The 22,778-nt window shown below is 42.8% G+C and carries 17 protein-coding genes and 2 rRNA genes; 4 read left to right on the forward strand and 15 right to left on the reverse strand.

What is annotated here, in order from left to right:
* Window positions 1-661 precede the first annotated feature (661 nt).
* The 13 genes from I6N90_RS23830 to I6N90_RS23890 form a co-directional block, all read right to left on the reverse strand.
* Complete coding sequence (locus I6N90_RS23830; protein WP_197938360.1) at window positions 662-3,124, reverse strand: ATP-dependent Clp protease ATP-binding subunit; 2,463 nt, start codon at window positions 3,122-3,124, stop codon at window positions 662-664.
* Window positions 3,121-4,206, reverse strand: a complete 1,086-nt coding sequence (locus I6N90_RS23835; RefSeq protein WP_197938362.1) for a protein arginine kinase — start codon at window positions 4,204-4,206, stop codon at window positions 3,121-3,123. Before I6N90_RS23835 ends, I6N90_RS23830 begins: the two co-directional genes overlap by 4 nt.
* A 24-nt stretch (window positions 4,207-4,230) precedes the next feature.
* Window positions 4,231-4,755 carry a UvrB/UvrC motif-containing protein gene (locus tag I6N90_RS23840; protein WP_197938364.1) on the reverse strand — a complete coding sequence of 175 codons (525 nt, stop codon included), beginning with the start codon at window positions 4,753-4,755 and terminating at the stop codon, window positions 4,231-4,233.
* Between the two features lie 16 nt (window positions 4,756-4,771).
* Window positions 4,772-5,233, reverse strand: a complete 462-nt coding sequence (locus tag I6N90_RS23845) for a CtsR family transcriptional regulator (protein ID WP_197938394.1) — start codon at window positions 5,231-5,233, stop codon at window positions 4,772-4,774.
* Between the two features lie 239 nt (window positions 5,234-5,472).
* Window positions 5,473-6,939, reverse strand: coding sequence for an aldehyde dehydrogenase family protein (locus tag I6N90_RS23850; RefSeq protein WP_197938366.1), 1,467 nt, complete (start codon window positions 6,937-6,939; stop codon window positions 5,473-5,475).
* Window positions 6,940-7,050: 111 nt separating this feature from the next.
* The gene (locus I6N90_RS23855; protein ID WP_232243298.1) at window positions 7,051-8,247 is read right to left on the reverse strand and encodes a sensor histidine kinase; all 1,197 of its coding nucleotides are present in this window, start codon (window positions 8,245-8,247) and stop codon (window positions 7,051-7,053) included.
* A gap of 176 nt (window positions 8,248-8,423) precedes the next feature.
* Window positions 8,424-9,101: a response regulator transcription factor gene (locus tag I6N90_RS23860; protein WP_197938370.1), complete on the reverse strand. Its 678-nt coding sequence runs from the start codon at window positions 9,099-9,101 to the stop codon at window positions 8,424-8,426.
* 50 nt (window positions 9,102-9,151) lie between these two features.
* Window positions 9,152-10,138 carry a FecCD family ABC transporter permease gene (locus tag I6N90_RS23865; protein WP_197938395.1) on the reverse strand — a complete coding sequence of 329 codons (987 nt, stop codon included), beginning with the start codon at window positions 10,136-10,138 and terminating at the stop codon, window positions 9,152-9,154.
* Between the two features lie 22 nt (window positions 10,139-10,160).
* Window positions 10,161-11,081, reverse strand: a complete 921-nt coding sequence (gene isdE, locus I6N90_RS23870; RefSeq protein ID WP_197938372.1) for a heme ABC transporter substrate-binding protein IsdE — start codon at window positions 11,079-11,081, stop codon at window positions 10,161-10,163.
* 30 nt (window positions 11,082-11,111) lie between these two features.
* Window positions 11,112-12,143 carry a heme uptake protein IsdC gene (gene isdC / locus I6N90_RS23875; protein ID WP_232243299.1) on the reverse strand — a complete coding sequence of 344 codons (1,032 nt, stop codon included), beginning with the start codon at window positions 12,141-12,143 and terminating at the stop codon, window positions 11,112-11,114.
* 174 nt (window positions 12,144-12,317) lie between these two features.
* Window positions 12,318-13,439 carry a heme oxygenase gene (gene isdG, locus I6N90_RS25180; protein WP_197938374.1) on the reverse strand — a complete coding sequence of 374 codons (1,122 nt, stop codon included), beginning with the start codon at window positions 13,437-13,439 and terminating at the stop codon, window positions 12,318-12,320.
* Complete coding sequence (locus I6N90_RS23885; RefSeq protein ID WP_197938377.1) at window positions 13,440-14,438, reverse strand: FecCD family ABC transporter permease; 999 nt, start codon at window positions 14,436-14,438, stop codon at window positions 13,440-13,442.
* Complete coding sequence (locus I6N90_RS23890; protein ID WP_197938397.1) at window positions 14,435-15,367, reverse strand: ABC transporter substrate-binding protein; 933 nt, start codon at window positions 15,365-15,367, stop codon at window positions 14,435-14,437. The genes I6N90_RS23885 and I6N90_RS23890 overlap by 4 nt, the downstream gene beginning before the upstream one ends.
* A 440-nt stretch (window positions 15,368-15,807) precedes the next feature.
* On the opposite strand from I6N90_RS23890, the gene I6N90_RS23895 reads away from it, so the two are divergent.
* From I6N90_RS23895 to I6N90_RS23910, 4 genes are all read left to right on the forward strand, one after another.
* Window positions 15,808-16,182 (forward strand): hypothetical protein, encoded by a 375-nt coding sequence (locus tag I6N90_RS23895; RefSeq protein ID WP_197938379.1) that lies wholly within the window; start codon window positions 15,808-15,810, stop codon window positions 16,180-16,182.
* 99 nt (window positions 16,183-16,281) lie between these two features.
* Window positions 16,282-19,836 (forward strand): NEAT domain-containing protein, encoded by a 3,555-nt coding sequence (locus tag I6N90_RS23900; protein ID WP_197938381.1) that lies wholly within the window; start codon window positions 16,282-16,284, stop codon window positions 19,834-19,836.
* 90 nt (window positions 19,837-19,926) lie between these two features.
* On the forward strand, window positions 19,927-21,180 hold the full coding sequence (locus I6N90_RS23905; protein ID WP_197938383.1) for an S-layer homology domain-containing protein: 1,254 nt from the start codon (window positions 19,927-19,929) through the stop codon (window positions 21,178-21,180).
* 769 nt (window positions 21,181-21,949) lie between these two features.
* Window positions 21,950-22,108, forward strand: coding sequence for a hypothetical protein (locus I6N90_RS23910; RefSeq protein WP_197938385.1), 159 nt, complete (start codon window positions 21,950-21,952; stop codon window positions 22,106-22,108).
* Window positions 22,109-22,189: 81 nt separating this feature from the next.
* Here the strand turns inward: I6N90_RS23910 and rrf are convergent.
* Both rrf and I6N90_RS23920 read right to left on the reverse strand, forming a co-directional pair.
* A 5S ribosomal RNA gene (gene rrf, locus I6N90_RS23915) occupies window positions 22,190-22,306 on the reverse strand.
* Between the two features lie 125 nt (window positions 22,307-22,431).
* Window positions 22,432-22,778, reverse strand: a 23S ribosomal RNA gene (locus I6N90_RS23920); the annotation flags it as partial.

Here is a 22,778-nt window from a genome sequence, read left to right on the forward strand (position 1 = left end):
CGTATTCTCGGCAACGAGGCTTTATTTCTACCCAAAAATACTCAATAACGACAGTGGAGTTCGTTAGATCAATTTACAAGTCATTTTCTTCAATATAAGCACCGTACGATTCGTTAGCGGATAAGCACATTAAACACTAGTGGTAGCGTACGTTTCCGAATATAACGATAATATACCACTAGCAAAACCAAAGTTAACTTACTCAAGCGCTAGTTTTTATGTTGAGCCAATTGCATATCAATTATTTTGGGAGTGAGTTTTCACCGTCAAATAAATTGTAAAAGAAATGAGCGCAAGTATTAAAAGCACATGTATTAAATTATATATTTCAGATGATGTAAAGGTTGCAAATGTGTAAGTAAACTCAAAACCTTGAGTGGCAATAATGTAACCTGGTATAAAATAAATACTCATAATTAGAGCGATCACTGATATTGATAATAATGATGTTTCAAGTTTTCTTTCACTATTAAAGATTGTTATGACTAGAAAGAAACAGCAAATGATCACAATTACAGTAAATAGATGAGTCAATTAATCACATCCCTTACAGTTAGTTAAACCAAACAACCATACAGAAGTAGTAGTTGCACTTTATAAACTTACAAGTAAATAAAAAAGAGCCAACCGACAGCCTATGCTGTTGGTTGGCTCTTCGCTATTATTTAGCCGCAGACTCTTCTTCCTGCACTTCTTCCTTAACCGACTTGATTACGACTAATCCGCCGTCCTTCTCATCGATTACGAAAGTATCGCCTTTCTTGATATGGCCCATAAGCAGATCTTCGGACAAACGATCTTCAATATGCTTTTGGATCGCTCTACGGAGTGGACGTGCACCATACTGAGGATCGTAACCTTCCTTCGCAAGGAACGTTTTCGCGGAATCAGTAAGTGTAAAGTCCACTTCCTGCTCGCGTAGACGTTTGCGAAGTTCGTCGGACATAAGCGTCACGATTTGCGCAATATGTTCTTCGCCAAGCGAGTGGAACACAATCGTTTCGTCAATACGGTTCAAGAACTCCGGGCGGAAGCTTTTCTTAAGCTCTGCCATCACTTTGTCCTTCATCACATTGAATTCGCGACCAGCATCAACCGTAGCTGTGAAACCAAGCGTCGAGTTCTTCTTAATCTGATCAGCTCCGACATTAGATGTCATAATGATCAATGTATTACGGAAGTCGACAACGCGGCCTTTGGAATCGGTCAGTCTGCCATCCTCAAGCACTTGTAGTAGAATGTTGAACACTTCAGGATGCGCCTTCTCGATCTCATCAAGCAATACAACTGAATACGGCTTGCGGCGTACCTTCTCAGTAAGCTGACCGCCTTCTTCATACCCAACATAACCTGGAGGCGCTCCTACTAATCTAGAAGTAGAATGTTTCTCCATATACTCGGACATGTCGATTCGAATAACTGCATTTTCGTCACCGAACATTGCTTCAGCGAGTGCCCGAGCAAGTTCGGTTTTACCTACACCAGTGGGTCCCATGAAGATGAATGACCCTATTGGACGTTTTGGATCTTTTAGACCTGCTCTTGCACGTCTAATCGCACGAGATACTGATTTAACCGCCTCTTCTTGACCAATGAGACGATCATGAAGAATTGATTCCATTTTAAGAAGACGTTCCGTCTCCTCCTCAGCAAGCTTGCTAACTGGAATACCCGTCCAGCTTGCAACAACTTGTGCAATATCTTCTGGAGTAACCTCTGAATCGGTACGGCCCTGTTTTTCTTTCCATTCGTTCTTCGTTACATCAAGCTCTTCACGAATTTTTTGTTCCGTATCACGAAGCGCTGCTGCTTTCTCAAATTCCTGACTTTGTACAGCCGCGTCTTTTTCCTTACGAATGTCTTCTAGACGATTTTCAAGCTGTTTAAGGTTAGGCGGTACTGTATAGGAATTCAAACGAACTTTGGAGCTCGCTTCATCAATTAGATCGATCGCCTTATCCGGCAAGAAACGATCTGGGATGTAACGATCCGACAACTTCACCGCTTGAATGATGGACTCATCCGTAATTTTTACACGGTGATGTGCTTCATAACGATCACGAAGACCATGCAAAATTTGAATCGCTTCATCTACAGATGGCTCATCAACAGTGATTGGTTGGAAGCGACGTTCTAGCGCTGCGTCCTTTTCGATATATTTGCGATATTCATCAAGCGTCGTTGCACCAATACATTGAAGCTCACCGCGTGCTAGCGCTGGTTTCAATATATTAGAAGCATCAATTGCACCCTCAGCGCCACCTGCACCAATTAACGTATGCAACTCGTCAATGAACAAAATGATGTTGCCCGCTTGGCGAATTTCATCCATAATTTTTTTCAAACGATCCTCGAATTCGCCACGGTACTTCGTACCTGCAACGACCGAACCCATATCCAGCGTCATTACACGTTTATCACGCAATGTTTCTGGAATTTCGTTTGCAATAATTTTTTGAGCCAATCCTTCTGCGATTGCCGTTTTACCGACACCCGGTTCCCCAATCAGAACTGGATTGTTTTTCGTACGGCGACTAAGCACTTGAATAACGCGCTCAATCTCTTTGCTCCGTCCAATAACAGGGTCAAGATTTCCTTCCTTCGCGTACGAAGTAAGATCTCTTGCGAGGCCATCCAGCGTTGGTGTGCTAACGTTAGCTTGTGCACCGTGACTGCTTGATACAGCTTCGCTACTACCTAACAATTGAAGCACTTGTTGACGAGCTTTATTTAAACTAATGCCTAAGTTGTTAAGAACTCTAGCTGCGACGCCTTCGCCCTCACGAATTAGACCAAGCAAAATATGTTCCGTTCCGACATACGTATGACCAAGCTTCCTAGCTTCATCCATCGAGAGTTCGATAACCTTCTTGGCACGAGGCGTATAGGCAATATTGTTTGGCTGCTCCTGTCCGCGTCCGATCAAAGCTTCTACCTCGTCTTGAATTTTCTCAAGACCAAGACCCAATCCGATCAACGCCTTCGCCGCAATACCTTCGCCTTCCCTAATAAGTCCGAGCAGAATATGCTCTGTTCCAATATTGTTATGACCGAGTCGAACAGCTTCCTCCTGCGCTAGAGCTAGAACTTTCTGAGCTCGTTCCGTAAATCTTCCAAACATCATATATCTGCACCCCCATGTACATTTTTCCTGCCTAATTGCCCTCGGATAAGCTCTGCTCTCCGGTAGTCACGTTGTTCTGGACTCATTTTCTCGTTAAAAGCTTGCTGTAAAAAGCCTGGCTGTGTCATCACAAGCAGCTCATTTAGCACATGCGGCGTTATATCTTCTAGCAGTCCAAGATCTGATCCTAGACGTACATCAGACAAACGTTGCGCCGCTTCTTTCGAATCGATAATGACTGCGTGAGACAAGATGCCGTACGATCTTCTGACCCTATCCTCAATTCGGATACGCGGTTCGTCTAATAGACGTTTGCGTGCAGCACGCTCATGTTCGATAATTTGTCTAGCAACACCATGTAAATCCTCGATAATCTCATCTTCGGACTTGCCAAGCGTAATCTGATTCGAAATTTGAAACAGATTGCCAAGTGCTTCGCTGCCTTCCCCATATAAGCCGCGAACAGCGAGCCCTACCTGTGTGACCGCCTGCAAAATACGATTAATCTGATTCGTAAGTACAAGCGCTGGCAGATGCATCATGACAGATGCACGTATACCAGTACCAACATTCGTCGGGCAAGTGGTCAAATAACCACGTTTTTCATCAAAAGCATAATCTGCCGCTTCTTCATAAATATCGTCAATTCCGCCTGCCAATGCCCATGCTTCGCCTATTTGAAATCCAGGATATAGACATTGAATGCGCAAATGGTCTTCTTCGTTAATCATTATGCTAACTGCTTCATTATCACTCAAAATGACAGCTCCGCCGCGCGAATCATTGGCTAGATTCGGACTGATCAAATGCTTCTCCACAAGTACCCGTTTATCAAGCTCACTTAGTTCCGATAACAAAATCGTATCAAAGTTGCCGTATGGCTCCAATCGGCCAGATCTAGCTACCTCTGTGAGTTGATCGAGTACCTCCGTCGCTTGCTGGCTTGTTGCAAGCATTGGGAATGGCTGATGACGCAAATTACGTGCGACACGCACCCTGCTGCTAATGACTACGTCAGAATCGGGTCCTGTGCCCCTCATCCAATCGCTTAGCGCATCTTCTGAAAAACGATGCTTCGTCAATTGGCTCACTCCTTTACATCTATGCTACATTTCGGTGATTTTTCGTTCCAGTTCGCGAATACGATCACGCAGTTCAGCAGCGTTTTCGAATTCTTCTTGTTCTATATAAGTTTGCAAATCGCGTCGTAGTTTTTCAATTTCTCTTTTACATTTAATTTGGCCGCCAGATCGTTTCGGAATTTTACCGCTATGAACGGTACTGCTATGAACCCGCTTCAGTAGAGGATCAAGCCGTTCAGCAAAAGTCGTATAACATGAGCTGCAGCCAAAACGCCCGATTTTACTAAATTGGGTATACGTTAACCCACATTCCTCACAGCGCACCGACTGTGATGCGGCGTTATTATTAAGCGCTGAGCCAGGAATGGCATTAAAGTCGAGTAAACCCGAGAGTAGATTATGGATAGAAAAGCTGTTCGGAGTGCCTGGAATTCCTTCGCCCTTTTCACGAGCGCAGCTTTCACAGATGTGAACTTCTGTCTTATCACCATTTACTATTTTCGTAAAATGAAGTGTAGCAGGTCTCTTGCCGCATTCTTGGCAGAACAAGCACCGTCCCTCCTTCCTATTTGACCAGCAGTGATATAAGCATCGATCGCAGTAGCCTTGCACGCATTTCATCGCGCATTGGCAACATGAGTGCAATCGTGTCTCTATGGATGGCAGCACGGAGCAAATTCGCTTCCCTCTTCGAAATTAAACTCGCTTCATGGAGCTGATAAATCAGTCCTTCTGCCCCACTTTGATCTACACTTGTACCTATCGTTTGTTCGATGTGAAATTGAATCGTCTTTAAAGCAGGAAGGTCTACGCGTTGTATTCGGATATATCCGCCGCCTCCGCGCTTGCTTTCAACCATGTAGCCTTTCTCCAGCGTAAATCTTGTGCTGATCACATAGTTGATTTGCGAAGGTACACACGAAAACCTATCTGCCAGATCATTGCGCTGAATCTCGACTGCACCTTCATTGCTGCCATCCAGTATATGCTTCAAATACTGTTCAATGAGATCGGAAATGTTACGCAAACCACCAACCTCCCAGATAGTCGTCATTCGAAAGCCGAATATTCAAACTATTGACTTTGACTTTCTTTGACTTTAACCTTATTATACGCAAAATAAAGCTAAGGTCAAGAAGCTGACAAGCAAGTTTTCAGATAATTGCAAAATTAAAAACAGCACAAGCCATACTACTAGGTTGGTGCGCTGTTGCTTGATTTATACCTATATACATTCAATTAATTGTCAAAAGGTCCACTATATTTTTATACATTGCGATTAATGACAATAAGCTTAAGCTCCGTCATCTCCTCAACAGCATATTTGATGCCTTCTCGCCCAAGACCACTTTGCTTCACGCCGCCATATGGCATATGATCCACTCGGAACGTTGGAATATCATTAATAAGAACACCACCTACGTGCAATTCATCAGCCGCTTGAAGAGCTGTGTTCAAATCAGGAGTATAAATTCCAGCCTGAAGACCATATGGAGAATCATTTACTCTAGCAATCGCTTCTTCTACCGACTGCACTTTATGAATAACGACAACTGGTGCAAAAACTTCACTACAAGATACTTTAAGCTCATCCTCAGCATTTACGATAACTGTAGGCTCAAGTACACCGTTCGACACACTTCCGCCAGTCAGCACCGTTGCTCCACTATTAATCGCTTCTTCAATCCACGATAATGCCCGCTTCGATTCGCCCTCCGATATCATCGCTGAAATATCTGTATTCACATCTAGCGGATCACCAAGCCTGAGCCCAGATGTGGCATGTGCAAACGATTCTGTAAATGCCTCATAAACAGCTTCATGAACATAAATACGTTGGAGTGATATACAAACTTGTCCCTGATTTGAGAAAGCTCCCATCACACAACGAGGAATGATCCGCTCCACATCAACTTTGTTATCAACAATTAAAGCTGCATTGGAGCCTAACTCTAGTGTTACACGCTTCAGACCTGCCTTGGCACGAATACGTGTACCTACTTCCGGGCTTCCTGTAAACGTAATTTTCACTACGCGATCATCTTGAACAATCGTATCCCCAACTACTCCACCTGGACCTGTAACAATATTGAGTGCTCCAGCTGGCAAACCCGCTTCTTGAAAAAGTTCGCCGATAAAATAAGCCGATAATGGCGTCTGGGCTGCAGGCTTTAGGACTACCGTATTCCCTGCTGCTATGGCAGGACCAACTTTATGTGCTACAAGATTCATCGGAAAATTGAATGGGGTAATTGCTCCAATTACACCTAATGGCTCACGCACTGTATACGCAAGTCTACCCTCACCACCGGGAGCAGCATCAAGCGATATCGTTTCACCATGTATACGCTTCGCTTCTTCTGCAGCAAATTTGTAGGTTTGAATAGTGCGATCTACTTCCGCGAGCGCGTATTTGATCGGCTTTGCAGATTCTACAGCAATAATCCGAGCCGCTTCATCTTTACGGAGCTTTAAACCTTCTGCAACACGCTCCAAAATAGCAGCACGCTCATGGGCTGGCATTCGGCGCATAACAGCTCTAGCTTCGTAAGCTGCCGCAATGGCCTTATCCGTCTCATCACCATTTGCCGATGCTACCTCAGCTATAACTTCACCCGAATAAGGAGCTCGCAGCATTCTATATTGCTCTGCCTCATATCGTTTACCTGCTATAAACAACGGTTGTTTCGTAAACACGTAATCCCTACTTTCCGTCAGTCTTCTTGCTTCCATCCTACCATATTGAGGATAGTTGCGGCATGGTAGGGCTTGATGCGGTGACTAAACGATAGTGACAGCTTGGCAGAATCTGTTTCGGCAATCGCATAGAAGAATTGCTTATTATTAATCCGGGATACTGATACGGAATATCGTTCCGACACCACCTTCGCTTTCTACTTCAATTAAACCGCCATGTAGATGAACAATTTTTTGAACAATGGACAGACCAAGCCCTGTACTACCGTCTCCCCGTTTCCTAGCTGTATCTCCCCGATAGAAACGATCAAACAGAAGTGGCAATCGATCTTCTCGTATTCCATCCCCAGTGTCCGATATGACGACTTGGCAATACCCCTCTTCACGGGATGCCCGTATATCAATAGAACGCCCTTTCGGTATGTACTTCACAGCATTCGTAAGTAGATTCGACCATACCTGCATTAGCAGCACTTCATCTCCATGAATGAGAGTCTTCCCGGGAATCATCATACGAACCGCAATTTCTTTCTCGGCAAGTTGCCACTCCAGTAGCTGAAGTGTACGTCTTAATTGAGGCTGGAGCGGGTAGGCCACCTTCTCTACAGCTTCTCGTCCATTATCCAAAGTCGATAATAAGAGCAACTGCCTGCTGAGCGCTGCTAGCTGTCTTGTCTCTTGACCGATAATCGTTGCATAATGACGAATCTGATCCTTGTCCAAATCTTCGCTTAGCAATGAATCGGCAAAACCTTGAATAGATGCAAGCGGAGAATGAATTTCATGGGACACATTTGCTACAAATTCTTTCTTTGATTTGTCGGAACTTTCAAGCTGGACAGCCATCTTCTGAAAATGAGTTGCAAGTTGTCCGATTTCATCCCGTCTGTTCGTCGGAAGCCGCAAGTTGAAGTCGCCTTGTATAATCCGCTTCGTCGCTTCGGTTAGTCTTATTATGGGCTGGACGAGATATCGTGTACTAATAAGGAAATAAGGAATACTGAACAACACAGTAAATGCAAACATCAGCACAAAAAAAATCTGCAGCTCATCGAACTGCAGACGGGTATCATGCCGCAGAAACAGGGCGTATCTTTCGGAGCCCGCTTTTACAGAAATGCCGACCGTATTGCTTAACCGATTTTCGAAATAACTCGCTACAAACGGTTTATGCGGAAGCTCTGCTATCCCATGATATTCGCTACCTGCAAGCACGCTATCCCTAATACGATGTGATAGATCGAACTTACGGAAATCACCTCCGTAAAAGAGATCATTGCCCTCACTATCGTGGACATATAGTTGATAGCCTAGCGCAGCAGTATTTTTCAAATAATCACCCATCGAGTCAGGATATTTCTTTATATGAGTAGCTATAGTATTTGCGGCTTTGAACATTTTTGTATCGTGATATGTTTTTAGTACGCCATGGTAATAAGAATTTGCAATGTAGAAGCCTAAAAAACTGCAGATTACTATCGTATACAGTGTAACAATGAGTACTCGGACATAAAGCGATCTCATGAAACGGATACCTCTAGCTTATAGCCAACCCCTCTAATCGTATGAATCGCAAACCCGCCATCCGTTACAGGAAACCTTTGACGCAACCGTTTAATATGTACATCTACCGTTCGCTCGTCGCCGCTGTAATCCGTCCCCCATATAATTCGGATTAGTTCATCACGCGAGAACACTCTGCCTGGATATTCAGCTAATTGAGCAAGCAATTCAAATTCTTTGAGGGGTGGGAAAAATACTTCATCGCCATCTACAACTTCATAGTTTTTTCTGTCGATTACGAGACGATTCAGTCTAATCTTGTCACTAGAAGCGAATGAATATCGCCTAAATAGTGCCCTCACCCTAAATAGAAGTTCAGGCAGCTCGAATGGCTTCGTTACATAATCATCCGTGCCCTTCAAATAACCTAGTTCCTTATCACTTAGCCCATCGCGGGCGGTTAGAAGAATAATAGGAATATCGTAATTTTTGCGTGTATATTCGCATAGATCGAGCCCATCAACCTCTGGCATCATAACGTCAAAAATGGCTAGATCAACAGCATGTTTCGCAAGTACGTTCATCGCTTCACGACCGTTTTGTGCCTCCAGTACGCGATAACCTTCCTTAGTCATATAATGACCAAGCAAAGTGCGGTTATTAGCATCGTCATCTGTAATAAGCAAATACTTCATCGCTAGTTTCCAAACCTCCCCTTGCTAAGAGCTAGTAGTCGGTTACTTGTTCAATCCATTTTGTTCAATCTATCGCTCCTCTTCAACATAACGATGAGAAAAGGACCTCCTATGACTGCCATAATAATAGAAGCGGGAATCTCCGCAGGTGCGAGTACTGTCCGTCCAATCGTATCAGCTGCTAGAATAAGTAGCGCTCCACCAAGTGCTGAGAACGGAATAAGTAATCTATAGTCCGAGCCAACTAGTGTTCTTCCGATATGGGGGACAAGCAATCCGACAAACATAATTAGTCCACCAACCGCTGTAGCTACTGAAGCAAGGAGTACCGCAACCGCTGAGATGATTAGCCTTACTCGAACAACTCTAAGTCCTAAATTGCGCGCCGTCTCATCACGGAACGCTAACATATTGCACCAAGAGCCAAGAAAGTGGGCAAGAAACAACCCAATACCCCCGAATAAGGCAAGAATGTTTACATCGTCCCATGTTTTCATCGTAAACACAGAGGAGATCGCTTGGTTTACACTCGTAACTGCATAACTACCACGGTAATTAAACGTCTGTCCGAGTCCAGTAAAGGTTGCGTTTATCGCTATACCTACGAGTAGAAGCCGCAGCGGATTTAATTGTGCCTTCCATGAGAGGGAATACACAAGATAACACGCAAACGCTCCCCCCAAAACCGAAAACAGCGGTGACCAGAAATACAACATCGGAAATATCGTAATAATGGTCAGCGATACAAATCCGGCTCCGGATGAAATGCCGATAATACCGGGCTCCGCTAATGGATTTTTCATGACAGCTTGCAAGAGCACACCAGAGACGGCAAGTGCCGCCCCTGCTAACATAGCTACCAGAATACGAGGAAAACGCAAATCTTTTATAATGGCTACTTGCTCATTCGTTCCGCTAAATAAGCCTTGAAGAAGCTCCCAGAAAGAAACTTTAATACTGCCAGTCATTGCAGAAAAGATCGCAAGTGCAATTAATAGAAGAGCAACAATTAGAAATAAGCTGATTTTTTTCAACAGAGCTCACTATCCTTTGCCATTGTTACGGGTACAGCATCGGAAGCAGTGCGTCTAACGCTTCCCCAACTGCCATATTTCCAGTCGTTCCAAACAATTTCTCTTCCAAATCGAATACGCGATTTTCTTTAACCGCAGTGAAATGATGCCAAATATCGTTTTTCTTAAATTCCTCATCAAACATCTTTACTACTTCAGCTGGCATTCCATGTGCGGCACGCAGGATCACATCGGGGTTGGCTTGTTGCAAATGCTCCGTATTAGAAGCAAGAAACTCAACTTTCTCTCCTTGGACGATGTTGACCCCCCCTACCAGTCGTACCAAATCTCCAATATAGGAATGTTCAGTTGCAACTAAATAACTGCCGGGTACACCTAACAAGATAAGAACGGTTGGCGCCTTTTTACCCTCCGTAGCTTTTTGGATCGAACTAAGCTGTTCTTCATATTCACTTACCATCGCAGCAGCTTTCTCTTGTTTGCCGTATTTTTCACCAAGCTTGATGATTTCAGCTTGCATACTTTCCAAACTCGTTAGATCAAGGAAGTTAGCGTCTATTTTCGCATTTTCAAATACAGGTTCAAGATCATATTTCAACGTAGTTACAGATAAAACTTCGGTAGGCTTTAGTGACTTAACAAGCTCCATATCTGGACTCATCGGATTTCCTACCTTAGTTACGCCATCATAGCGCTGAGGCAATGTTTTGACGCTTTTCGGAATGCCGACCAGATCAATTTCAAGGCTATCCATAATTTGTGTAATGGCAACTGTAGTGGAGACAATGCGATGCTCGACTTCAGCAGTAGGTAAAGCACTTGTGCTAGATATCGTTGTTGTTGCCGATTCCGTAGGTTTAGTGACTGTTTCTTTATCGCCACAGCCGATTAAACTAATCATTAAGACTGTAATAAGAGCTATTTTTCCGACTATCTTTTTAAACATCGTATTATATCCTCCTATGCTACTTCACAACTACTGCCTTTTCCTTCTCCATATATAAACTGCACCGCACGCTATAAGTAGAACCGCTACTAATGGTGCCCACACATTCATTCCAGATGCCGAGTCTTTATTGTTAATATTCTCCGTTTCATCCGCTGCTGCAAGTGTTTCTACTTCGCCTTTAGCGCCCTTATCAGAAGCAACAATAGTGGAAGACTGTTCACCCTGTTCTACTGCCACAGCAGCTCCACTTCCTTCGTTCGCCGATTTTGTTGTTTCCTCTGTGGATTGTTCATTAGCAGCTGTTTCCTCAGCTATTGGAGTTGCTGTTGCTCCAGCTCCCTCTGCTCCTGCTTCAGATTCTTTTACAGAAGCACTTGCCGCCGGAGTCTCACTATCGGCTTCCTCAGTTGCTTCTGGTTTAACTGCATTAGGCGTCGCAGATACGGAGTTAGTCGTTCCCGGTGTCGCTGTTGCAGATCCTTCAGACACAGGCGTTGCACTTGTTACAGGCTTTACTGGCTGACCTGGTTTAGTCGTTGCTGCAGGTTTTGCTGTTGCTACTGGTTTCTCTGCAACTGCTGGCTTCGGCTCCTTTTCGGTACCTTTCACCAGTTCAAAGCTATCCATATCGAACACTAATCGAATCGTGTAGTCATGATCATAATCAATTTCTGCTACTGTAACGTGGATCTTCGAAATGATTGGTGCGGTAACATCAGCTGCGAATTCTACAATTCTCTTATTATCTGCTTTAAGAGTTTCCACTACTGTAGTATCAACGTGTCCGCCATTACTTGGCACTTTAAACTCTGTTACCCACTCACTATGGTTAATCGTCAATTGAACCGTCGCTTTTCCATTTTTAACAATGATCGTTGCTGGTTTTTCCCAGTAGTCATTAGCCATTGAGACTGAATCGTCCTCCGCTTTTAATACCAAATATTCCGCTTTATACGTCCCATCCGCCAAATCCGAGCTAGCAAAAACTGCCCCTGGCAATACCAACATGGCTATTAATATCGCTGCTATAATATTCTTTGCAGCTGTTTGAAATTTCAATGAGGTCCCATCCCTTCATATAAATAATTGATAATGATAATTATTATCAAGAATAATGCTACCAATATTTATCCATTGTTGTCAATAGATAATTGGAAACTAATGTTATTGCCGGCGTTCATAGAAAAGGGCTTCAAGAGCTGAATTGCCTCTCGGAAGCCCTTTGGATAATGATTACACGCTTTGTGGTTCAGCTTGTTCTAGCGGCTCACGAACTACTTTTACATCATAAAATACGATTTTGTTGGAAAGAATGTAGGCCGGCGTTTCACGTTTTGAATGAGATTCACGGAAAGCTTCGCTGCGTGTCCATGCTTGGAAGTCTTCTTTGCTCTCCCACTTTGTGCTTACCGTTACTTCGTCGTATTCCTTCGTATTTTCGGTCATCATAACTTCAAGACCCAAAAAACCTTTCATCGCTTCTACCTTACCTACCTTATTAAAACGTTCAATCAGCTTCTCACCACTGCCCTTCGTAATTTGCGATACATTGGTTACAATAACCATCGTAGATTCCTCCTTGAAATGTTGTGGAATAGGGATAATTAAAGGGTAGTCGCCTTGGAAATCAATTTTGGCTATAACCCCAAATACATTCAGCAGAAATCGCTGATTGATCACAGATTTAGGAGTCCCACTTGCTACAATTCGTCCTTCCTCCATAGCAATCAAATGATCGCTATAGGCCGCAGCTTGCTGCAAGTCATGAAGCACCATCACAATGGTAAGGCCTAGCTTTCGGTTTAGACGCTGCAGCATTTCCATCAAATCTAATTGATGTGACAAGTCTAAATAGGTGGTTGGTTCATCGAGCAACAAAATTTCCGATTGTTGTGCAAGTGCCAAAGCGATTCGGACCTTCTGCTGCTCTCCTCCCGATAACGTATGGAACATCCGATCCTCGATATGACTTATTCCTACAGTAGACAATGCCCAATTGATCACCTTTTCGTCCTCAGCCGTAAGTCGCGTACGGAACGCAGACTGCCTTGGTGCTCTACCCATAGCAACTAGTTCACGTGCTGTAATATCCGGAATTTGTCCTTTTTCTTGACCAAGCATAGAAACCTTTTGTGCAAATTCCTTTCGTGAATAGCTCTTGCCGGCCACTCCGTCATATAAGATAAGTCCGCTATCAGGTTTACTCACCCTAGCAAGCATACGCAATAAAGTGGACTTCCCTGAACCATTGCGACCAACAATTGCACTTATTTTACCTTTGGGAATCATTTCATTAACTGCATGAAGCTCGAATCTCTCAAGCTTGTAAGAAAGTTCATTGATGTGGACCGCCATCTACCTAATCAGCCTCCTTCTTTTCAGCAAAATGAGGAAAAATGGAGCACCTATACAAGCAAGTAGTATGCCTGCAGGCAGTTCCAACGGATCAAACCAGCTGCGTGCGACAGTATCGGCAATAACCATTAACACGGCGCCTCCAACGATTGAAAAAGGAAGAAGGTAACGGTAATCTTCACCGATGAATAAACGGACGGCATGAGGTACGATTAGTCCAACGAAACCAACAAGACCTGCGACACTAACAGCTGCACCTGCCAGCAAGGAAGCTAGTGCGACGATAAGAAATCGTTGTCGCTCCACATGTTGACCTAGTGATTGAGCCGATTGATCACCTAGCGTAAGCAGATTTGAAGTTTTCGCCGCTAGCGGCACTAATGTAAGACCTATAACAGCATAAGGAAGTAAAAACATCAGATGAGGCCAGCTTCTTCCACTTAATCCTCCTGCAAGCCAAGGCAATACACTTTGAATACGATCGCTATTTAGCACCATAATGCCGTTCATTACTCCGCCGAGAAGTGCATTTACCGCGATTCCGGCAAGTACGATTTTGACGGGGGAGCTCCCGCCATCCCACGCCAGTAAGTAAATGACAACTGCTGATATTAATGCTCCTGCGAAAGCAAAACTCGGCAGTAGAAAGCTAAATTGCGGGAACAAAACTAGTGCAACAACTGCCGCAAGACCTCCACCAGCCGAAACACCAATAATACCGGGATCAGCAAGCGGGTTTTTCATTACTCCTTGTAGCAGTGTACCGGAAGCAGCTAGACAAGCGCCTACTAACAAGCCAACAAGAACACGCGGCAATCTCAAGTTCCAAATGATTGATTCATGCGCGCCATCGCCTTCACCTATTAACACAAGCCATATTTCCTTCACTGAAATTGAAACTGAACCACTGCCTACTCCATACAAAATGGTCGCAATGAGAACAGGTAGAGCAGCAAGAGCTAACCATCGCCTTCGTTTATTTCTTTTCAGTACGCTCATGATTCTAGCAACTCCCCAAGCAGCTTCACTGCATCAGCGACCCTAGTTCCTGGATTTGTACCGAACAATTCTGCTGGCAACACATGAATTCTTCCCTCTTGTACTGCTAAGAGCGAGCTCCATGCAGGGTTTCCTTCCATTTCCTTCACGAATCCTTGCTCAACTTCTTCACTATTGCCATGCGTCATAATCAAAATGACATCGGGACTCGCTTCCACGACACGTTCCGTATTAAGCTGGGCGTACTGTGGGAAGTTTTGTAGACGAGGAAACTCAGCCGCCATATTGGAACCCCCAGCAGTTTCGAGCAAATTACCCGCTAACGAATTAGGCAAAGCAGCCAAATAAGTTCCTGGTGCACCGTATACCATTAACACTCGCTGCTGCTTCTTTAGTTGAGAGCCCTTTATAGCTTGTAGCTCCGAATCTAATGCTTCGATAAGCTCAGTAGCTTTCTCTTCTTTGCCAAGCAACTCACCGAATAGGAGAATTTGTCGGCGGATATCTGCTATAGAATTCGCTTGTGTCAGAACGGTTTTAGTACCGATACTTTCTAACTTCGGAACATCGTTGCTATTAATCGGATAGTTACCTAATACAACATCCGGTCTTAAAGAAGCAATTTTCTCAAGATCTACAGTATGTGCCGAGCCTACAACTGGAATGTCCTTTACCGAATCAGGCAATAACGCAGCATTAGGCTGTGGTCTTCCTACAAGAGTGCCTCCAAGCGCTTGAATAATATCGACTTCACCATTTCCTAATGCGATTATTCGTTCAGGTATTTTGCTAAATGCGACCTTACGATCTGCAAAATCGATCAGTACATGGTCCCCTTCTTTTACACTTCCTTCTGTCGCAATTGCGCTACAGCCCGATAAAATGCTTGCTAGCAATAGTAGAAGTGCTCCTACGTAGCACCTGCCCATGACGTTCACTCTCTTTGAACCTCCAATTTCATATCTTCGATACATTTTTACTCTTGTGTGAGATTCATTATCAATAACAGCATTAGGAGGATTTTACTTGTGAAGTGTGAACGGAGCATGAATTCCAGATTACATTTTTGAGAAGAACAATATCACCCTCTGCCTCACATAATTTGTAATGTAAAGTTCATGCTCCGTTCATAGAAGGGTAGTACAATGCGAAGCGTAGTCAAATTTTGGTGGTTGTTGAAAGACTATATTTTTTTTGATTAGTCATTGAGAATGATAATCATTAGCTGAATATAGCTCTTGAAGGCTTGTACACCAATCCAGAGAAAGGAGAGTTGCCTCAAATTAGTTTATTCGATGTTGCAGACAGTCGCACTTGCTTAGCTGAAGGTCGGTTCCATAAAAAACAAATTTGAAGGAGTGTATTTAAAATGACAAAAGTACTTAAAAGATCGCTTACGATGACGTTGATGTTAATGGTGCTAGTAATGGCAATGGCAGCTTCCGCATTTGCTGCAACTCAAAACTATAAATTCTACTATGGTGGCGTAGAGCATGCACACTCGAGTTCTTATATTTCAGGACCAGCAGATATTACTAGTGGGCAAGTTACAATTAAACTAACTGGTAACTACTTCCCAGAAGTTAAAGTTGGCGGTGTTTCTTATTTCGGGTCGTACAATTCCGGAACTAATTTAACTACTTTTGTATTCCCAGGTAGCACATCAAGCGACATTCCACTTGATCTTAAAGTAGTAGCAGGCCCACACAATAGAACGTACAGCCTAGTATTAACTTGGGTATAAGACACTTTGTCAACAACATAACACTTTAATTCAAAAGGAAGCGGACAATTGTTGATTGCCGCTTCCTCTTTTAAATTCAAGTATAAGGGAGCTATTCAAGTGACATTATCGATAAGAAAAACGTTTGTGATGCTCATCGCTTTAACGTTATTGTTAACCAGCGTACAAATTACACCTATTGAAAAAGTTGCTGCTGCTGCTGTTCGGGATGGGGAATTTACTATTCCTTTCCGTTATGTAAAGGATGGTTCTACTTCAACATCAGCTGCAGATCATTTCGTAATAAAAGATTCCGCAAAATTGATTATAAAAAATGGAAAAGCAGTGTTCGAGCATCAAGTTACCAAAAAGAACTTTGCCACATTTGAATTTTTTGGATCACGTAAACCTGGGGCACCAAAAGCAGTAATTACGAACGAAGCAGGCCAAGATGTCGTTAGTGGGAAAGAAGGCTATACAGCTGCGGTTGTTAGAGAAGCTGATAATCCAAACAATGTTATCATTCAACTAGAAATCGAAGATGTCTTGGATCCACAAGATATCCTGATGTATATCAATGACAAAGAAAATATATACCAATTGCCTGTCCCATATAATCATTGGTATAACGCACAATTAGAACTTAAATTAGATGGCATTGATCTAACTCCGATTCCTGGCGGTGGTGATGGCGGAACTCCCGGTACTATCACGATCGAACAGTTCAATGAACGAGTTACAGTAGGTTACAGTGTTTACAATAGTACAAGTGAAGGAAACATCGAGGGCTCCTACCCAATTGGCTCTAGAACAACTCTTTATCATTCAATCACTTCAGCAGAAAATTTAGTAAAAGACAATCCGAATAATTCAGCTGTCCTATTTTCTGCTTACACCATTTTAGATCTAGCCATTAAAAAATACGAGTCGCTACGCATCGTTATTAATAAAAAACACCTTACAAATTGGATAACAGAGGCTACTGCTTGGCTCGCAACAAATCCTACAGATTCGGGGTTTGCCGAAGGTGGAGCTGCTTCAAACATTACCTTTGGCAGCGCGTTTTCAGATGGTGAATATCCTTCCGACTTCCACGAACTTGAGTATGATGGTAATCGAATCATTGGGCTTGTTGAAAAAGTACAACGAGGCGTTACAAAAGGTCAGACTATTATAGACGACCCATTGGCAACTCAATTGCAAGTAGATGAAATATATCAAACGTATTTGGCCCCATTTGATTTTGACGTTATAGCTAAGCATCAATATGTATCTTCAGAAGTAGACATTTATGTTTTGGATTCTCTTGCAGCAACAACAGTCAGCGAATCCGTTTATGCGAATGAAATAGCGGACACAGCCGTTCTTTTACAGCAGGTTGGTCTTCATGAAGCTTTTGCAAATATTACATTTATTGATAATCCTGATGATAAAATCGTATTTGAAGAACAGACCATTCAACGAGCTGCTACTAATCCTGCCACAGGTTTATTTGGTAGATTACTTCAAGGGTTCGCTAAACCTGTTAAATTGAGTACGACAGAAAGCCATAAAGTTTATCAAACACATATTAGATTTAACAATGCAAACTTTCCGCAAACAGATGAACGTTGGCCAGGCTTTACGAGGATTAAATATCCTATGAAATCTGTAAATGGCGTGATTGAACCTGTACCCGGAGTTGAGCCAAGAGAAATTTTCATCAGCTATAACGCCACCCAACATAAAACATTGCTGGCATTAATCAATGAAGTTCAAACACTTCATGATCAAGCTGTTGAGGGTATAGAAATTGGGCAATATCCAATTGGCTTTAAAGCAACTCTTCAAGCTGCAATTACTGAAGCAAAAAAAACCGGCGATTGGTTAGCTGCACCAAGACCAACAATATTGAAAGCAACAACGGCATTACAAACAGCAAAAGCGAAATTTGATGCAGGTGCTGTCCGTACAACCCATTTCTCAATAGTAGATGCAACTAACGAGAAGTTTTCACCAGCGGATCTTTATTTTAAAAATCCAGCAATTGTTTCTTACGTAAACGAATCCACTCGTCATATTAAATTAACGATTAAGAATAGTTCTTCAGTATCTGATTTGACAATAAAACGGGGTGAAACAAACGTAGATACCCAAATTGTTAGTTCAGATTTAATTACGAATACAAGAGTTGTTAGTTTTGAGCTAACCAACCTGAATGAACTCCTACATGTACAATTTAAATCTGTAGCAGCGGTACCAAATGGTGAGCAGGTACATTCCATTCGACTGAACTTGAATAATGTTGACAACAGTGCTCTATATACACTTATTAAAGAAGCACAAGCAGCACATGATGCTGCTATAGAGGGAACTAAGCCAGGACAATATCCATCTTTCGCTAAAACGGTTTTCCAAAACGCTATTAATAACGCGCACAAAGAAGCAACAAGATTTCCCGCGTTAGTTTCAGATACAAATGCCGCGGTTTCATTGTTAAATCGTGCTTTTGAAACTTTCAAAGCATCCTATAACGGGGGCAACAATCCGAATCCAGGAGAACAGGGACCGAAATATCCTGCAGACGGTAGTTATTACATACCATTTGCAGTGTTAAAACATAACACGGGTGAAGCTTCTATTATGAATAGCTATGTCAACACAACTGCGCTTGTAAATGTTTCAGGCGGCAATAAAACAGTATCCTTTGTCGTAAAACAAAGTGCAGAAATCATTGGTCTTACCCTTAATGGCAGTAGCGGAGAAGTTACTAGTAGCGACCCAGGTGCTAACACACGTGTCGTGACTTTTAACATCTCGGATTTATCATCCCTAGTAGATGGATGGGTAAAAATTTATTGGGATTTAGATGTATTTATTTATGACTATGAATATCAAGTTCATTTTGCTTTCGATGAAGCTTCCGCTACTTTTACCGGAGCTAATCCAACTACACCTGACGATGGAAATGGTAATGTTGGTGCGCCTCCAGGTTTAGAGAATCCTAACACACCTAAGCCGGAAACTAAACCTAAACCTGAGACAAAACCAGAAAAAAAACCTGAAGAAGAGAGCGCCGAGAAGCCTGAAACTACTGAAGGCAATACTAATGGTGAAGAAAAAGAACCACAAGTAAATAACTCCGTAAAATTTTCAGATATAAAATCACATTGGGCAAAAGCGAGCATAGATGCAGCGGTGAAACTCGGTATCGTTAACGGTTACTCAGACGGTAGCTTCCGCCCAAATAGCGCTGTAAACCGAGGTCAGTTTGCTGTTATGATCAGCAGAGCTTTGCAGCTCCAAGGCGGCCAAAAGGCAACTACTTTCACTGACTCAAAAGGCACACCCGACTGGGCAAAGACACATATTGCACGCGTGGTATCAACAGGATTAATGGGAGGTTTTGAAGACAATACTTTCCGTACTGGAGACAGTCTTACACGCGCACAACTAGCTGTTATTATTGCTAGAGCAGCTAAGCTGAAGCTGGATGACAGCGCATCGCTTACTTTTAAAGATGCATCTGACATACCTACATGGGCACAGAAAGAAGTAGCTACTGCCGTTAAAGCTGGTTTGATAGAGGGTAATAACAATCAGTTTGACCCCAATAAAGTTGCAACACGCGCTGAGGCACTCACTCTCATTATTCGATTGCTGGAGTTTTCAAGATCTAACACTGATACGAAATGATAAGTAAGAGAAGCCATTAATCCATTAGGAAGCGGTCAATAGTTGATTGCCGCTTCCTATTTTATAATCAAGTGAAAAGGAGCTATTGATGTGACTTTATCTATGAAAAAAATATTTGTTTTACTCATTGCCTTTGCCTTATTGCTAGCAAGCGTACAAATCATGTCGGTTAAAGGCGTTGATGCAGTTAGTCCGGAACCCAAATATCCTGCAAACGGTAGTTACTACATACCATTTAAAGTGTTAAAGAATGGGACAGACGAAACTTCCATCATGAACGATTATGTTCAGAATACAGCTCTTGTAAATGTATCTGGAAGTAATAAAACGGTATCTTTTGTGGTTAAGCAAAGCGCAGAAATTACTGGTCTAACCCTTAATGAGAGCAGTGGAACAATTACTAACAACGATAAAGGTACGAATACTCGAGTAGTATCTTTCGACGTCTCGGATTTAACATCCAAAGTGCAAGGATGGGTAAAAATTTATTGGGATTTGAAAGTATTTATTTATGACCAGGAATATAAAGTTCAGTTCAAGTTCGATGAAACTTCCGCCACATTTGCCGGAACTAATCCCACAGTACCTAATGACGGAAAAGGTAATGTCGGAGCTCCTCCAGGGTTAAAAAAACCCGAAGTACCTAAGACTGAAACGAAGCCCGAACCCACACCTGTAGCAACACCTGTAGCAACACCTGTAGCAACACCTGAAACACAGCCTAAAGAAGAGGTAACTGAACCTACCGAAAGTAACGGCGATGACGGAGAAAACAAACCTCAAGAAAATGATTCTGTAAAGTTTTCAGATACGAATACACATTGGGCAAAAAGCAATATTGAAGAAGCAGTGAAGATCGGTATTGTAACCGGCTACTCCGATGGCACTTTCCTTCCCAATAGCCCAGTTAACCGTGGTCAGTTTGCTGTCATGATCAGCCGAGCATTACAGCTTAAAGATGAGAAAACATCTGTTTTTACAGACTCCAAAACAACACCTGATTGGGCTAAAACCTACATCACACGTGCTGTTTCAGCAGGACTAATGGGAGGATTTGAAGATAATTCTTTCCGTTCTGAGGATCTACTTACACGAGCACAATTAGCTGTTATTATTGCTAGAGCTGCTGAATTGCAGCTTGAAGATCGTACACAATTGGCTTTTAAAGATGCAACTGACATTCCTACATGGGCTCAGAAAGAAGTTTCCGCTGCTGTAAAAGCTCATTTAATTACAGGAAAAAACGATCGTTTTGACCCCAACAAAACTGCAACACGTGCAGAAGCTCTCACACTCATTATTCGTTTGCTCGACTTCGTTAACTCCAAAAGTGAAACTAAATAATATGTAAAGAAGCCTGAGCGCAAAGGATAGTTGCACTCAGGCTTTTCTAATTAACTAATTAAATCTACACCGATAAAAGTCATATTAACTTGGAGTATATTCCCGATTTCCGCTTTTAAAAAGAAAAAATATCTGAATATCGCAGAAGGTAGATGTGTTTTTGTAATGAGAAACTAACGAATTTCACTACTCACAATGCATTAGAACACAATACGAAAACGTTTGTTTGGTCATCATTCCAAAGTTTTTTGCTCGTACTATCCTATTTTAAGGACACTAGATCTCTTATTTGCTCTATATCGCCTTTTTATGCAATTTTGTAGGACACAGGATCGTTTATTTTAGAAAATCTCATCTTTTATAGGCCTCATTGAGCGAAATAGCGGAATTGCTGTCCTCGAACATGTCTTTTTGATTGATTTATGCACACATAACGGATCATGTGTCCTCGTGAAAGATATCATTAGAATAAGCGCATTTTTACGTTTAAACACTAAATAAATTTGGATATTCATAATAATAAGAGCGTTTTTACTTGTAAAAGAAGAAAATTTCGACCTCCTGTAGAAAATAGAGGTATAAATACACTAAAAATGAGAAGTTTAAATGAATGCTTTAAATGAAGAATTTAAATATATAGACTTTGTATGAGAAATTACTCTCCCAGTAGGGAGAAGAACGTTGCCATAGGAATGTGCATTGGCATAGCCAACATGCACATTTCTGTACGCACAAAAAAACTACCGCAGTTAGATGCGGTAGTTTATTCGTGCTTGGCAACGGCCATTCCGCACCGGATGAATTAGCATCTCGAGCTACATCACGGTCGGCATCTAAACCTTCCGCTAAAAACCGAGTCAGCTACGCCGAGTTACTTCGATTAAAAGGGTTAGATACTCTCCCAGTAGGGAGAAGAACGTTGCCATAGGAATGCGCATTGGCATAGCCAACATGCACATTTCTGTACGCACAAAAAAACTACCGCAGTTAGATGCGGTAGTTTATTCGTGCTTGGCAACGTCCTACTCTCCCAGGACCCTGCGGTCCAAGTACCATCGGCGCTGAAGGGCTTAACGGTCGTGTTCGATATGGGAACGCGTGGTTCCCCTTCGCCATCGCCACCAAACGTGACATTTGCTCGTGGCAAACATCTGCTTCAAAGCGTTTTGCGCCCTGAAAACTGGATACGAAAGATTTGCTTGAATGTCTTTAGCTGTTTGCTTACAAGTTGTATGACCTATATAAGCGTATTAGGATAAGCCCTCGACCGATTAGTATTCGTCAGCTCCGTACATTACTGCACTTCCACCCCGAACCTATCAACCTCGTCGTCTTCAAGGGGTCTTACATACTGGGAAATCTCATCTTGAGGGGGGCTTCACGCTTAGATGCTTTCAGCGCTTATCCCGTCCGTACTTGGCTACCCAGCGGTGCTCCTGGCGGAACAACTGGTACACCAGCGGTACGTCCATCCCGGTCCTCTCGTACTAAGGACAGCTCCTCTCAAATTTCCTACGCCCGCGACAGATAGGGACCGAACTGTCTCACGACGTTCTGAACCCAGCTCGCGTACCGCTTTAATGGGCGAACAGCCCAAC

The sequence above is a fragment of the Paenibacillus sp. GSMTC-2017 genome (genome assembly GCF_016019935.1).
In the GTDB taxonomy this organism is placed as follows: domain Bacteria; phylum Bacillota; class Bacilli; order Paenibacillales; family Paenibacillaceae; genus Pristimantibacillus.

Coding starts and splice junctions, on each gene's coding strand:
- I6N90_RS23830 (WP_197938360.1), bottom strand. CDS start 3,124: ATGATGTTTGGAAGATTTACGGAACGAGCTCAGAAAGTTCTAGCTCTA.
- isdE (WP_197938372.1), bottom strand. CDS start 11,081: ATGTTTAAAAAGATAGTCGGAAAAATAGCTCTTATTACAGTCTTAATG.
- I6N90_RS23860 (WP_197938370.1), bottom strand. CDS start 9,101: ATGAAGTATTTGCTTATTACAGATGACGATGCTAATAACCGCACTTTG.
- I6N90_RS23855 (WP_232243298.1), bottom strand. CDS start 8,247: ATGGGTGATTATTTGAAAAATACTGCTGCGCTAGGCTATCAACTATAT.
- I6N90_RS23850 (WP_197938366.1), bottom strand. CDS start 6,939: ATGGAAGCAAGAAGACTGACGGAAAGTAGGGATTACGTGTTTACGAAA.
- I6N90_RS23895 (WP_197938379.1), top strand. CDS start 15,808: ATGACAAAAGTACTTAAAAGATCGCTTACGATGACGTTGATGTTAATG.
- I6N90_RS23890 (WP_197938397.1), bottom strand. CDS start 15,367: ATGGGCAGGTGCTACGTAGGAGCACTTCTACTATTGCTAGCAAGCATT.
- isdG (WP_197938374.1), bottom strand. CDS start 13,439: ATGGCGGTCCACATCAATGAACTTTCTTACAAGCTTGAGAGATTCGAG.
- I6N90_RS23885 (WP_197938377.1), bottom strand. CDS start 14,438: ATGAGCGTACTGAAAAGAAATAAACGAAGGCGATGGTTAGCTCTTGCT.